Genomic DNA, 16,147 nt, shown 5'->3' on the forward strand with positions numbered 1-16,147 from the left:
TCTAAGTAGTTCAAGTCATTTTGCTCAATCTGAGTTATTGAGTGAAAAAATAAACATTCTAAAAAGATACGATAAGGATCATTTGCATCGCATAGCCCTGCCACTGGGAGGAATTGGAACCGGAACAGTTTCTCTGGGGGGTTCGGGAGAACTACGCGACTGGGAGGTAATGAATGTTCCCGCAAAGGGATACAGTACCGTTACAACGGGTAATGATGCTCCTTTCTTCGCCATCTACACCAAAAATAAAAATGGAACTTCAAATACAAAAGCCCTGTTAGGGCCAATTCATCCGGCTGATTATCAGCACTATGAAGGGAGGTCTGTAAATCATCATGGTTTCCCGCGTTTCAGGGAGGCTTTCTTTGAGGCTACCTATCCTTTTGGAATCGTGGAATTGTCGGACAAAACGATGCCGGTTAAGGTTAAGCTGATTGGATACAACCCATTTATCCCGGCTGATGCGGATGCCTCAGGTATACCTATGGCTATTCTAACCTATGAGGTGAAAAATACAAGTGATCAAGAACTTGAAGTTTCAATCTCCGGAAATATTCGAAATTTTATTGGGAAAGACGGAAGTAAGCATAAATCTGACTGGAAAGGAGATTTTATACCGATTGGTGAAAAAGGTAATATCAACCAATACAGATCAACAGAGAAGTTACAGGGTATTTATATGTACTCTGAGAGTGTGGACAAAGATGATGCAGCCTGGGGTACTTTTGCAATATCCACTCCAAAAAGTGAAGAAGGTAAAATCACCTACCGTACAAGCAGTACAAAAAATGATTGGTATAATGCAACACTAAATTTTTGGGATGATTTTAGTGAGGATGGATTGCTGGTTGAGAAAGATGAGCAGCAAGATGTGGATCCAATGGCTTCACTGGCTGTTTTAAAAACCCTGAAACCCGGAGAAACCAAGACTTTTACTTTTTATTTGACTTGGCACTTTCCGAATCGCTATGCCTGGTCCGCTGAAAGATTAACCAATTACTATGCAACCCAATATGCTGATGCCTGGGATGTGATAGAAAACCAAATAGATCGTTTACCTGAACTGACCGATAAGACACTAAAATTTTCAAATAATTTCCTCCGCAGTTCTTATCCTGAGGAAATCAAGGAAGCTGCTTTATTTAACCTCAGCACGCTTCGCTCTCAAACCGTATTCCGAATTGAAGACGGTAAAATGTTTGGCTGGGAAGGCGTAATGGATCGATTTGGATCTTGTTTTGGTTCATGTACCCATGTTTGGAATTACGAACAGGCCACTCCTTTTCTCTTTAGCGATTTGGCAAAAACCATGCGGGAAGTGGAATTTGACTATGCTACAAGAGAAAATGGGCACATGGGGTTCAGGACGAAACTTCCTCTTGAAAAAGGAGCCTCAGGTATAGATCTGGCAGCCGCAGACGGACAAATGGGAACGATCATGAAATTTTATCGTGAATGGCAGCTTTCAGGAGACTCGGAATTCTTAAAAAAGCACTGGCCAAAAATAAAAACAGTATTGGCCTATGCCTGGATAGAAAATGGTTGGGATGCAGATGCTGACGGCGTTATGGAAGGGGTACAACACAATACCATGGATGTGGAATATTATGGTCCAAACCCTCAAATGCAAATATGGTATTTAGGTGCCTTAATAGCAGCTGAAAAGATGGCTGATTTTATGGATGACAAGGCCTTTGCCAAAAAATGTAAAAAATTATTTAGCTATGGGTCTAAATGGACAGATAATAATTTGTTCAATGGCGAATATTTTGTACATAAAATTCAAGTACCAGAAAGCAAAGATGCCATTGCAAAAGGATTGGTAGGAGAACATAGATTAAAAGGATTGGACTTAAATGACCCTTATTATCAATTGGAAACTGGCTGCTTGGTTGATCAATTGGTAGGTCAATATATGGCTCATGTTCTGGGACTGGGCTATCTGGTAAATGAAGATAATGTCAAAACAGCCTTGTTGAGTATACAGAAATACAACAAAAGAGAAACGATGTTCGAGCATTTTAACAATATGCGTTCTTATGCCATGGGTGATGAAAAAGCACTATTAATGGCTAGCTGGCCCAATGGAGGAAGACCAACTATTCCTTTCCCCTATTGGTCGGAAGTGATGACCGGCTTCGAATACACTGCCGGAATTGGTATGTTGTATGAAGGTATGGAACAGGAAGGCCTGGAAACTATAAAAAATATAAGAGACCGATATGACGGGTTAAAGAGAAATCCCTTTGACGAAGCAGAGTGCGGACATCATTATGCGCGTGCAATGGCCTCCTGGGCTGCAGTTATCGCAGCAGGCGGGTTCTTGTATTCTGGAGTCGATAAAACCATTAAATTCAAAGACAAACCTGGAAGCTATTTTTGGTCAAATGGTTCCGCTTGGGGAATGTGTGAGGTTTCAAAAGATAGGGATGATTTTAGTGTTAACTTTGAGGTACTCCATGGTAAAATAGAGCTAAAAAAGTTTCAATTGGGAGAACATAAATCATATAATTTTAAAGGGGGGAAGCTTTTGAGTGAAGGTGAATGTGCATCTCTAAGGTTTTAAATATATCAAAATGAAAAACTTAAGACTATTACTTACCACAGCTTTACTAGGATTATCCGGCCTTGTTATGAGAGCGGATGTAAGTGTTGCAGATATATTTTCTGACAATATGGTTTTACAGCGCAATCTGAATGTAAAAGTTTGGGGAAAAGCAGATCCCGGAGAAAAAATAACAATCAGATTCAATGGTCAAAAACTGAAGGACCGAGCAGATGCAAGTGGCAACTGGCTGATTGTTCTTGAGCCAATGAAATTCGGTGGGCCTTACTCGATGATCATTCAAGGAAAAAATGAAATTGTATTCAATAATATTTTAATCGGCGACGTATGGGTTTGTTCAGGTCAGTCCAATATGCAATGGCCGGTTTCAAAATCAATGAATCCTGAAAAAGAAATTCAAAATGCCAGCTATCCTGAGATCAGGCTTTTTGAAGTACCACGGAAGGTTAGCAACGTACCTCTTGAATCGATGCCGAATTCTTCGTGGAAGGCCTGCAGCCCTGAAACCATTAAAAACTTCTCTGCCGTAGGCTATTATTTTGGAAGAGATTTACAAAAAGAGATTGGCGTTCCTATCGGACTTATACATTCTTCCTGGGGAGGAACATGTGTAGAAACCTGGACATCTAAAGCATCAATTACCAAAGTTCCCAAATATGAAAATATGGGAGAAAGAATCGACCGTTACGATGCGGAAAAAATAATTGATCAGAAAAAGAATGAACTAAAAAAAGCCTTGGGCGGTTTTCCTGAAAAGGAAAATGGCATGGAAGATCAATGGATGCTCCCAAGTACCGACAAAAGTACCTGGAAAAGTATTGAATTACCAACTTTATGGGAAAATGCCGGATACCGTTTGTTAAATGGTGTTGTCTGGTTTAGCCGCGACTTCAATTTGACTGAAAGTGAAATAGTCAAAAATTCACAATTGCATTTGGGTAAAATTGATGACAATGATATGACCTGGCTCAATGGGCAAGAAGTTGGAAAAATGAAATGGGGAGCTGACGTTGAACGGGTATATAAGATACCTGAAAAAAAATTGAAACCAGGGAAAAACAACATTACAATTCGGGTTGAAGATACTTATTATAAAGGTGGTTTTAGCAGTAAACCGGAAAAACTCTTTCTTGAACTCGGTCAAAAAAAAATATCTCTTAGCGGTGAATGGAAGTTTAAAATAGATACGGTTTATGCCAATTTCAGAGTGTCTCCTAATGATGCACCCAGCCTACTTTATAATGCCATGATCAACCCCCTAATACCTTATGGTATAAAAGGTGTGATCTGGTATCAGGGAGAGTCTAATACATCTCGCTCCAAAGAGTACCAAATCACCTTTCCAAATATGATTAGGAATTGGCGCAAAGACTGGCAACAAGATGATTTTCCTTTCCTTTTTGTTCAATTGGCCAATTATAAGAAAGCTAAGAATGTTCCTCGGGATGATGACTGGGCTGAATTGCGTGAATCTCAAACCAAAACCCTGAACTTGCCTAAAACAGGTATGGCAGTAGCCATTGATATAGGTGAAGCCTCTGATATTCATCCAAAAAACAAACAGGATGTCGGAAATAGGCTGATGCTATCTGCGCTAAAAGTGGCATACGATAAAGACATTGTACATTCAGGTCCGATTTATAAGTCAATGCAAATATCAGGGAAGAAGGCCATTATAAGTTTTGACCACATCGGATCTGGACTTCTAATTAAGAATAAACACGGGTATATCAATGAGTTTGAAATTGCCGGGGAGGATAAAAAATTCTATTGGGCAAAGGCGACAGTAAATGGTGATAAAATTATTGTATGGTCAGATCAGGTAAAAAATCCTGTGGCTGTGCGGTTTGGATGGGCAAGCAATCCTGATGAGTTTAATCTTTACAATAAAGAAGGATTACCTGCTTCTCCGTTTAGAACAGATGATTGGGAAGGGATCACGGATGGAAAATCCTTTGACGATTAATCAAACATCATAAAAAACAGTTAATGAAAAAAGCGCTTTTTATAACATTCTTATTCATCGTATCAGTAAAAAGTATTGCCCAGTATGACACAAGCCATGAGTCGATTGCCTCATATGATGTTCCGAATTGGTACAGCGAAGGAAAACTTGGAATATTTATGCATTTAAGTGCATTTACAGTTCCAGCTTTTAAAAATGAATGGTACGCAACAAGTATGTACTATGCCGAAGACAATCCTAATATTAGACATAAGGAGTGGACTAAATCATTTAGGGATCATCATGAAAAAACCTATGGCCCATTAAATGAGTTTGGATATAAAGACTTTATACCCATGTTCACCTTGGAAAAGTTCGATGCCGATTACTATGCCGATTTGGTAAAAAAATCTGGCGCGGCTTATTTCGCAGCTCCTGCAGTACACCATGATGGCTTTGCCATGTGGGATTCTAAAGTCATAGAATGGAATGCAAAAAAAATGGGGCCAAAACGCGATGTTGTTCGTGAGTTGACCAATGCCATGCGTAACAAGGGAATTAAAACCGGTGTTTCCACACACTATGGGCGCCACTGGAAGTATTACACCTTCCGACCAGAGTTCGATACATGGGATAAAGCGAACGAAGGTCTTTACGGAAAGCGTCGTAGAGATACCGATCCTCCCCGACCGGAAGATGCTTTAAAGTGGGAGCACGTTCTAAATGAATTAATCGATAATTACCAACCCGACTATATTTTTGTTGATGGAGGAATATGTGACGGCTATACCGAATATAAAAAGCCTTATTTTAGAGATGCCTTGTATCGGGTTGTGGCTCACTACTACAACAAAAGTAAAGAATGGAACCAAGATGTAGTGCTTTCCTGGAAACGTGATGCCATGACTAAAGGGGAAGCGGTTTATGATACGGAAGGTATTTTAGAAGACGGTATTCCCAAACGCCCGTGGCAGGCACATTTCACAGTAAACGGCAGCTGGTCTTATGTAGGAGAAAAACCGGCAACATCGATGAATGCTATCATTCGTTCATTTGTTGACCTGGTGAGTCGCAATGGAAATCTCTTACTGAATATTGGCCCAAGGCCAGATGGAACCTTGGATAAAAATCAGGAAAATGTGTTATTGGAACTTGGTCAATGGTTAGCAATAAATGGTGAGGGAATTACTAAATCTACACCCTGGAACACTTGGGGAGCAGGAAAATTAAATTCTTTAAGGGGAGGCTCGGATCTTAATGACTATGACCGAAATGCCGTTCGATACACACAAAAAAACGGAAATCTGTATGCCTGGTTCGTGACCTGGCCTGAAAATGGAAAAGTAACACTTCCCATAGCTGGAAATTATAATGCTAAAAACATCGTACCATTAGGAGGGAAAGGAACTTTAAAATTTTCCAAAAATGGTGATAACCTGATCGTTGAACTGCCAAATGAGAAATTTGGCCAATATGTCTGGGGATTGAAATTATCAAAAGATGAGGATGAACCACGAAATGAATTACAAGAAGTTGCTGCAGCGGCCGTGGCCATGAGCGGAGGAGATGAAAGCGGTCCTCTTCCTACTCGTTATAAAACAGAAAAACCCCTCCCTTTTCCTAAAGGAGGAGAATGGTTTAAAAAGGCTGGTTTGGGATTATTTATTCACTGGGGTCCCGCATCTGTTGCCGATATTGAAGATGTCTGGCGCATCAGGCAGCCCGTGAAAAACAGTGATCCATTGCGTCCAAAGGTTACTCCTCAATATTACTATGATCATGCACCTGAAGGATTTACTGCGGAGAATTATGATGCAAAAAAATGGATTGAAGCTGCTGCAAAAGCAGGATTCAAGTATTCGGTTTTAACCTCAAAACATCATGATGGTTATGCATTATGGCCAAGCAAACTTTCTGATCTGGGAGTGAGTACCTATTTACAAGGGCGTGATCTGTTACAACCCTATGTGGATGCCTTGCGCGACAATAATATGAAAGTTGGATTCTATTTCTCAGGAGCAGATTGGTGGCAGGACCGTGATTATATGAATTACTATTTCAGTCGCGGTAAAGAAGGATGGGATTTTCAAGGAAAGCCTTATCCTCAAAATGCTGTAAAACCGTTGCCGATGAAAATTGTAGAGAACAAGAAGCAGATGGCCTTTGAGGTGATGGAACGGTATCGTCCGGATCTTTGGTGGTGGGATTCAGGCTTACCTGTTACGTATGAAGAAACGGCCCTGAAATACAATCCTAACATGATCTTTAACAACCGGGGTAACTGGTATCACGATGGAAAACTAAAAGGGAAATACCCGGGCTCAAATTTCGCTACTCCGGAAGGGTTTCATTCTTTGGAGTGGAAGCATGTAAAACAATTGATCAAAACAAATACGCCCTGGGAAGTTTGTATGACCTTTCAGCGTTCGGGATGGTTTTACCACGGTCGTAATGGATTGGGTGATCAAACTGCAGCGCTTGAAGATATCATGTATGCCTTGGCAAGGGTACGATCCTGGCAAGGAAACTTACTCTTGAATATATCTCCACGAGCAGACGGAACACTTCCCGATGCGGTTTATACTGATTTCGAAAAAATGGCACGATGGATGGAATGGGGACAAGCAGCAGTATACAATACAAAAGGAACCCATTTTCCTGAAAAATCGAATGTACCAATTACAACTTCTCAAGACAACAAAGTTTGGTACTTGCATGCGCGTCCAGGACAACAATCAGACGCCAATACATGGGGGAAATGGAAGAAAATCTATTATACAGGGACGGAACCCGGGAAACCGATTCGTGTCACAGAAGTACCAAAAGTAACTTCAGTTAAATTACTGCGCACAGGTGAGCGAATAGATTATAGCCTAAAAAATGGCAATCTTGAAATTCAGAATCCGGATGCAGGTCCTGATGGCTTGCATGAAGTGATAGAAATAAAATTTTAACGAATGACGAGCAAACTGGTTTCCATACTTATTATTTGGTTGTTGGGCTTCCAAATCCAAGTGTTTTCGCAATCAGATAAAACAAATTTCATCATTTTTTTAACTGATGATCAGGGATATAACGACGTTGGCTGCTTTGGTTCCCCAAATATCAAAACACCTAACCTCGATCAAATGGCTAAAAATGGAATTCGATTTACCAGTTTTTATGCACAACCCGTTTGTGGACCTTCCAGAGCCGCATTATTAACAGGAAGTTATCCAATAAGAGTCGCTGAGCCAAATAATACAAAGGGATTGCATACAAAACTACACCCAAAAGAAATAACCATCGCCGAAGTTTTAAAATCTGAAGGATATAAAACCGCCTGTATTGGCAAATGGCATGCTGGCGAAACAACTGAACAAATGCCCTTAAAACAAGGATTTGATTATTATTACGGGACACCTAAATACAACGGAAACTCAAAACTAATAGAACAGTCCGCTCATCGAAGTCCGATATTGAGAAATAATGATACTTTGATGATTATCAATACTGTTGAAGAAATGGGCCAACTTACAAACAAATACACCAAAGAGGCTACAAATTTCATCAGGCAAAATAAAACAAAACCTTTTTTTCTATACCTGGCGCATAATATGCCACATGTCCCAATAGGCGCTTCAGATAAATTTAGAGAAAAATCTGAAGGAGGATTATATGGAGACGTTATCGAAGAATTGGATTGGAGTATGGGAGAAGTTCTAAAGACTTTGAAGGAAGAAGGGCTGGAAGAAAATACACTGGTAATATTTGTTTCAGATAATGGCCCTTGGATTGAAGAAAAAATTGGAGATCATGGCGGAAGTGCTTTTCCACTAAGAGGAAACAAAACGCAAACCTGGGAAGGTGGGATACGCGTTCCGGCAATCATGCAATGGAAGGGCCATATCCCAGAGAATGTTGTTAGTGATGAATTGCTCAACACAATGGATTTTCTTCCAACATTTGCAGCAATATCAAATGCTAAACTAGTTCAGGATATTACCCTTGATGGCAAAGATTTTAGTGGAGTGATCGTGAATAATGAGCAAAGCCGGCACGATCGTTTTTATTATTACTCCTATACACATCTTCAGGCCGTAAGAGATAAGGAGTGGAAATTGGTATTACCACGTAAAGCCAAGCCAAAATATATGAAATGGGCTGCGCGAAAAGTAGAGGCTGTTGAAGAAGTACAACTTTTTAATCTAAAAAATGACAAAGAAGAACAACACAACCTTGCTGAAAAGTATCCTGAGAAAGTAAAAGAATTGATGGTGTTATTGGAAGAAGGACGATACGAACTAGGAGATCATGATCTTATAGGTAATGGTGCTCGATTTTATGATAGTGGCCCTAAAACACAACGGATCGATGAATATTATAAATGGAAAAACAACCTAAAGAAATGAAAAAACCAAGAGCATGACAATAAAGAAAATGTCAATATTATTTGCCCTGCTGTTTCTTAATTTTGGATTTGGCCAAGCCCTCCGGAACGATTGGGAAAATCAACATGTTACCCAAATCAATAAAGAGTCACCACATGCCACCCTTTTTTACGATGATTCTTCTGTTGATGTTACTTCATTAAATGGAATCTGGGATTTTGCCTGGTTTAAAAACATCAGTGAAGTTCCGGAAAATGCAAAACCTCAAGCCTGGGATAAAATAAATGTGCCAGGGGCCTGGCAAATGCAAGGCTACGGTAAGCCTATTTACACGAATATCATCTACCCTTTTGACAAAAACCCTCCCTATATTTCTGGTGATAATGGTAATTCTGTGGGAATTTATCAGAAAGAGTTCGTTGTGGATACTATTGAGGGTAAGGAAACATATCTTCGATTCGAAAGCGTTTCCTCGGCTTTTTATTTATGGGTGAACAATCAAAAAGTAGGCTACAGTCAGGACAGCTGGTCGCCAGCAGAATTCAACATTACTAAGTATCTGAAAAAAGGAGAAAATACCCTTCGAATGCAGGTGATTCGCTGGTGTGACGGCAGCTATTTGGAGGATCAGGACGGGTGGCGTATGAGTGGTATTTTCAGAGATGTTTTCCTGGTGCAAAAAAATGAAGTTTTCCTGAGGGACTATTTCGTTACGACACCCCTCACAGAATCTGTGGCAGGATTCCATCTCCGGTTAGAATTGAGTAACCAAAAAGAACGAGACTTAAAAGACTACCAGGTTAAAATCTCACTGAAGGATCATGACGGAGATCAAATAATTCAGCAAACCCTCAGGGCTGAATCAAACCTGGCCATTTACGAAAAGGTTGACCATGCAAAACTTTGGTCCCACGAATATCCGAATCTTTATCATCTACAAATACATCTATTGAAGAATGATGAAATCGCAGATAAGATCGATTCACAAATCGGTTTTAGAGAGATCAAAATTTCTGACAGGCAGGAGTTAATGCTTAACGGAAAACCAATTATCATCAAAGGGGTCAATATCGTGGAACACGATCCAATTCACGGAAAATATATCCCGAAAAAGCGAATAGAAAAAACCATAGAACTTCTCAAGCAAAACAATATAAATACAGTCAGAACCGCACATTATCCTGCCTCACCCTATTTTTATAAGCTCTGTGATGAATACGGGATTTTAGTTATTGATGAGGCCAATGTGGAATCGCATGGACTGAAGTATGGTGCGGCTTCTCCAGCCAAAGACCCAAGCTGGGAAAAAGCACATGTAGAACGTATGGAAGCCATGGTTCATCGAGACAAGAATCACCCAAGTGTTATTAAGTGGTCTTTTGGTAATGAAGCAGGTAACGGTGTTAATATGGTGGCCATGCAAGAGCGAACAAAAGAAATTGACAATTCAAGACCTACGCACTATCATTCATCTGAAGAGCCAGTATCATTTGACACTTACGGTGGCGGAATTTGGAAAGGTGGAAAAAGGCACAAATTCGGAAGATACCAATCCGTTGAAGATATGGAACATATCGGGAAAATGAATCTTGACAAGCCATTTTTATTAAACGAATATGTCCATGCCATGGGAAACGGTGTAGGTAACCTTCAGGAATACGTCGATGTATTCGAAAAATATCATGGACTTATTGGTGGCTGCATCTGGGATTGGTCGGACCAAGGGTTGACAAAACATGTTGATGGTTCGTATGGAAACAAAATAAAAGATGTTGCCGAAGCACATGCAGCCTGTTTACAGCCCGAAACCGATTATTTCTGGGCTTATGGCGGTGATTTTGGTGATACCCCGAATGATGGGAATTTTTGCATGAATGGTATAATGATGTCTGACCTCACTCCTACTCCAAAAACAGTGGAAGTTAAAAAGGCCTATCAAAACATTGCCTTCAAAAAAATATCAGAAAATGAAGTCGAAATAAAAAACAAACTCCTCTATACAAATCTCTCGGAATTCGATTTTAAATGGTCTTTACTTGAAGACGGAAAAGAAATAGAAGCGGGGCAATTTAACATTGATCTTTCGGGATTAAGCTCCATGACCTATAACTTAGGTGAGTACCTTAATACCTTTAAAACCAATTCTGAATACATCCTACAAATTAAAGCCAGAACCAGACAAGACAATGAATGGTCTAAAAAAGGGCATCTCGTAGCCTGGGAAGAGTTTGTTTTAAAGGAAAGAAACAATGAATTACCGGAAATAATTAATAAAAACAAGATTAAGTTAACGGATTCTAAGAAGAATATTGTTGCCATAGAATTCGGAATTGGAGTGTTAGAATTCGACAAAAAAAAAGGAGCCATTGTAAAGCTCATCAAGGATGAAAAAACAATTATAAACGGCGAGGTTGCACTGTCATTTGTAAGGGCTTATATAGACAATGACAAAAAACCTCAGGTGCGAAAATTATGGGATGCGATTGACCTGCATCATCTACAAAAAGAGGTTCAAAGCGTTGAGATAAAAAAAGAAAAGAGAAACATATTGATCGGTGTGAAGAAAAAATATCAGGCTGCAAATAGCTCAAATGGATTCATCACTTCAGAACGATATGCTGTACACGCTGACGGCATTATCGACATCACTTTAAACGTAGATTATTTGGGTGGCACAACTCCCTTTACCTTCCCCAGAATTGGCTACGAATTTAAACTGAATAAGGCCATTGCTCAAAGCAGCTGGTATGGTAAAGGCCCGGGAAGTTCTTATAAAGACCGAAATACGGGAATGCAGATGGGAATATATTCAGCAGCAATAGAAGAGCAATTTGTAAATTATGCGCGTTCTCAGGAAAATGGAAATAAATCCGAGGTACGATGGGCAAGATTTTATGATTCCTCAAAGAATGGTATTCAAATAAGCGGTAAAAATGCCCTGAATTTCTCATTCAGAAAATACACCACTGCCCAGTTAAATGAAGCTACACACCCTTATCAACTCAAGGCAAATACTTTTAACGTGCTCAACGTTGATTTTGATCATGGAGCGCTCGGGAATGGCAGTTGTGGGCCAATACCGATGGAAAAATATTTTACAGACATCTGTAATAAAAGCTATGTACTGAGAATTGATATTAGCGATAAAAATTAAATGACCTAATTATGAAAAATTATTGCCTTGTATTTGCATTGCTTCTGTCCGTTCATGGCTTCGCTCAAAAGGAATTTCACTTTAAAAATGAAGGAAACCCTTTGGTCAAACACATGTATACTGCGGACCCTTCTGCCCATGTTTTTAATGGGAGATTATATGTTTATACCTCTCATGATGAAAATAAGGCAACCTATTTTGATATGCTTGACTGGCATGTTTTTTCAACCGATAATCTGGTGGACTGGATTGATCATGGAGCTGTTTTAAGTTTGGAGGATATTGAATGGGCCGATAAATGGGCCTGGGCCCCTGATGCCATTAAAAGAGATGGAAAGTTCTATTTCTATTATCCGGTAGAAAGAACCAAAATAGGAGTGGCAGTAAGTGATTCCCCCACGGGTCCCTTTGTGGACAAACGGGGCAGAGCACTTATTGACAATACGGGTCAGATTGATAAAATTGGAAAGGAACCTATAGATCCTTCTGTACTTATTGAGGATGGTCAGGCTTTTATGTATTTCGGATGCCGTGAGCCAAAAGTGGTAAAACTGAATAATGATATGATGACCCTCAAGGGAGAAGTAAAAGTGTTAAAGATACATGGGATCGAAAATGATAAAGAGCATTTTGGAGGCTATTTCGGAGAGGCTCCTTGGGTGTTCAAACGTAAGGATACTTTTTACCTGCTTTACTCCAATGGATGGGGAAAGGAAAGTACTTTGGTATATGCCACAGCAAAGGATCCTATGGGACCTTTTGATTTTCAAGGGGAAGTGATGAGTGTTGTTGATTCATGGACGTCACATGGATCTATCGTTGAATTTAAAGGGAAGTGGTATGTGTTTTATCACAACATGGAATTGTCTAAAAACAATTACCGACGGTCGATTTGTTTCGATGAAATCACATTTGATGAAAATGGAATGATCAATAAACTAGAATTAAAAGAATAAACATTTATTTAAATAACTATGATTCGACTTATAACATTTTGTTTTGCATTATTACTGCTCTCATGCAGTACATCAAATCAAGACAAGAACATCAAGAAAAATCAACCCAACATCATCCTGATCATGGCCGATGATATGGGCTTTTCAGATCTGGGCTTTATGGGTTCAGGGATAGAGACTCCCAATATTGATCGATTGGCTGGTAAAGGAATGGTATTTAATCAGTTCTATAATGCAGGCAGATGCTGCCCGAGCCGTGCCTCATTACTTACGGGTCTCTATGCTCATAATGCAGACTTAGGCTGGATGACCGCTTCCGATTTTGGCAGGCCGGGTTACAGAGGAACTATCAGTAAAAATAGTGTGACCCTGGCCCAGGTCCTCAAATCAGCGGGATATGAAAATTATATGACCGGAAAATGGCATTTAACCTATGACCCTAACATGGAAGCAGGGGCCGATAATTCCAACTGGCCCATTCAAAGAGGATTTGACAAATACTATGGCGTGCTTTCAGGAGGAGGAGGTTATTATATCCCCTCTACCCTTACCAAAAACAATGAAAGAATAGAGCCTTCAGACGATTTCTACCTTACGGAAGCGATCAACAACTCCACCATAGAAATATTAGAAGATCATTTTAAAACCAAAGAGGAGAAGCCTTTCTTTTTCTATGTTGCCCATTATGCTCCACACAGGCCATTACATGCATTAGAAGATGACATCAAGAAATACAAAGGCAAGTTCAGCAAAGGCTGGGACCACTTTAGAGAACAACGTTTTAAGACCATGAATGAAAATGGTTTGGCCAATACCTGGGCACTAAGCCAGCGGCCTGCAAATATTCCGGAATGGAACAGCTTATCTGATAAAGAAAAAGCCATGTGGGAAATGCGAATGGAAGTATACGCGGCGCAAATAGACAGAATGGATCAGGGCATAGGAAAGATCATACAACTTCTTGAAGAAAAAAATGAACTAGATAATACCATTATCATGTTCTTATCAGACAATGGCGGAAATGCCGAGCCTGAGGGAAAAGATTTTAATGCGGATACCATTCAAAATCCCGGCGACAATAATTTCAATCAAAGTTACCGAAGGCACTGGGCAAACATGAGCAATACCCCTTTCCGTCTCTACAAAAGCTCAAATCATGAAGGTGGAATCAGCACCCCACTAATCGTGCATTGGCCCGAGAAAATCAAAGAGGCTTCTGTAACCAATCAGCAGGGGCATGTCATTGACTTGATGCCAACATTGATGGAACTTACCGGTGCAAATTATCCTGAAGAGTTAAACGGGAATAAGATCAAAGCCTATCAGGGCAAGAGTATATTATCTGCCATAGAAGGTAATTCTTCAGAAAGAGGACCTATGTTCTTTGAGCATGAAGCTGACAGAGCGGTAATTGATGGCAAATGGAAACTGGTGGCAACAAAAGCTGGAAAGAAACCTTACAAAGGAAAATGGGAATTATACGATTTATCCGCTGATCGATCGGAAGAAAATAACCTCATCGAGACCTATCCTGAAATTACTGCTAACCTTGAGCAAAAATGGGATGACTGGGCCCAGGAAAATAATGTTTTACCACTTGATGGAAGAGGTTGGGCCAAGAGGGTCAAAAGTGATGTCAACAAGAAAAAAAATAGAGAGGAATGAACAAAATAAAAGTATCAATAGCATTCACATTTTTGATTTTGACCTTTGCAAATGGTCATTCTCAATCGAAATCGGAAAACCCCAATTTCATAATCATTTTGGCCGACGATTTAGGGTATGGAGATGTGGGTTTTACAGGCAGTACACAAATCAAAACACCACATATTGATGCTTTGGCTTCAGGTGGCGTAGTATTTTCTGATGGATATGTTTCTGCACCCGTATGCGCACCATCCAGAGCAGGTTTAATTACGGGAAGGAACCAGGTCAATTTTGGTTATGACAATAATCTTAGTGAACCGCTCCCTCAATTCAACAAAGAATATTCGGGTTTACCCATAGAAGAAAAAACCATCGCGGACCGATTGTCAGAGCTTGGCTATGTGAATGGTATTATAGGAAAGTGGCATTTGGGTGAAGAAGAACAATTTCACCCTCTTGAAAGAGGATTCGATGAATTTTGGGGGTATCTCGGCGGAGGCCATAACTACTTTCAAACCGAATTCAAAGGTGCAAAATATGACAGGCCCATTATCTCTAACTATAAAAAACCTCAGTCCATCACCTATCTAACAGATGACAAAGGAGATGAATGTGTTGATTTTATTCGTCGTCATAGAGACGAACCCTTCTTTTTATATGCTTCTTTTAATGCACCTCATGCACCCATGCAGGCAACTGAGGCTGACTTAAAATTGTATGCACATATCAAAGATGAAAAGAGACGTACCTATGCAGCCATGGTTCACCGCTTGGATGTCAACATCGGACGAATGATCAAAGAATTAAAAACCCAGGATATTCATGATAACACGGTTATCGTGTTTTTAAGTGATAATGGAGGGCCAGATACCAACAACGGTTCAATAAATGCTCCTTTTAATGGCCGTAAAGGTATTTTATTAGAAGGAGGGATAAGGGTTCCCTTCGTATTGTCCTATCCTGAAAAATTAAAAAGCGGTGTATATGATAAGGCAGTTACTTCTTTGGACCTGGCTCCGACTTTTGTGGCCCTGGCAGGTGGTGAAATAACAAAAAATGACAATTTTGATGGTGTAAATCTTTTTCCCTACCTCATCAATCAAGGAACTGAAAATCCGCATGAAACCTTGATGTGGAGGTTCACCATTAGCGCCGGGATAAGAAAAGGAAACTGGAAACTGGTACGCTTACCAGATCGTTTACCATTGCTTTATAATTTGGACAAAGATCCTTCTGAACAAAACAATGTGGCCAGTGAGAATAATGACCTTGTACAAAGCATGCTAAAGGAATTGGGTAACTGGGACGTTTCAACGCCTCATATTTTATTTCTGGAAGGAAGTAAATGGCGAAGAAATCAATTGGACCTTTATGATAAATCATATCAATTGGAACAACCAAAAAACTAGTTTTTTATCAAGTCAACTAGTTAAAAACTATTATGATTCAATAATGGATTTAGAGTAAACCAAATCATGTATCTCATAAAACAAAATATCAAAACCTTAT

General features: G+C 39.8%; 8 protein-coding genes. All 8 read left to right on the forward strand.

Going from position 1 to position 16,147, the window contains the following annotated elements; all coding sequences use genetic code 11:
* Window positions 1-37 precede the first annotated feature (37 nt).
* Genes LCM02_RS08475 through LCM02_RS08510 form a run of 8 tightly spaced genes read left to right on the forward strand, consistent with a single transcriptional unit; the run spans window position 38 to window position 16,047 of the window.
* Window positions 38-2,566 carry a GH116 family glycosyl-hydrolase gene (locus LCM02_RS08475; RefSeq protein WP_224928012.1) on the forward strand — a complete coding sequence of 843 codons (2,529 nt, stop codon included), beginning with the start codon at window positions 38-40 and terminating at the stop codon, window positions 2,564-2,566.
* 10 nt (window positions 2,567-2,576) lie between these two features.
* Complete coding sequence (locus LCM02_RS08480) at window positions 2,577-4,532, forward strand: sialate O-acetylesterase (protein ID WP_224928015.1); 1,956 nt, start codon at window positions 2,577-2,579, stop codon at window positions 4,530-4,532.
* Between the two features lie 23 nt (window positions 4,533-4,555).
* On the forward strand, window positions 4,556-7,465 hold the full coding sequence (locus tag LCM02_RS08485) for an alpha-L-fucosidase (RefSeq protein ID WP_224928018.1): 2,910 nt from the start codon (window positions 4,556-4,558) through the stop codon (window positions 7,463-7,465).
* Window positions 7,466-7,468: 3 nt separating this feature from the next.
* On the forward strand, window positions 7,469-8,902 hold the full coding sequence (locus LCM02_RS08490; RefSeq protein WP_224928021.1) for a sulfatase family protein: 1,434 nt from the start codon (window positions 7,469-7,471) through the stop codon (window positions 8,900-8,902).
* Window positions 8,903-8,915: 13 nt separating this feature from the next.
* Window positions 8,916-12,035, forward strand: a complete 3,120-nt coding sequence (locus tag LCM02_RS08495; RefSeq protein WP_224928024.1) for a glycoside hydrolase family 2 TIM barrel-domain containing protein — start codon at window positions 8,916-8,918, stop codon at window positions 12,033-12,035.
* An 11-nt stretch (window positions 12,036-12,046) separates the two neighbouring features.
* The gene (locus LCM02_RS08500; RefSeq protein WP_224928027.1) at window positions 12,047-12,991 is read left to right on the forward strand and encodes a family 43 glycosylhydrolase; all 945 of its coding nucleotides are present in this window, start codon (window positions 12,047-12,049) and stop codon (window positions 12,989-12,991) included.
* 18 nt (window positions 12,992-13,009) lie between these two features.
* A complete protein-coding gene (locus LCM02_RS08505; protein WP_224928030.1) occupies window positions 13,010-14,656 on the forward strand; it encodes an arylsulfatase in 1,647 nt (548 codons plus the stop codon).
* Window positions 14,653-16,047: a sulfatase-like hydrolase/transferase gene (locus LCM02_RS08510; RefSeq protein WP_224928035.1), complete on the forward strand. Its 1,395-nt coding sequence runs from the start codon at window positions 14,653-14,655 to the stop codon at window positions 16,045-16,047. The genes LCM02_RS08505 and LCM02_RS08510 overlap by 4 nt, the downstream gene beginning before the upstream one ends.
* The last annotated feature ends 100 nt before the right edge of the window (window positions 16,048-16,147 follow it).

Origin of the sequence: Lutimonas saemankumensis (genome assembly GCF_020171465.1) — a bacterium.
In the GTDB taxonomy this organism is placed as follows: domain Bacteria; phylum Bacteroidota; class Bacteroidia; order Flavobacteriales; family Flavobacteriaceae; genus Lutimonas; species Lutimonas saemankumensis.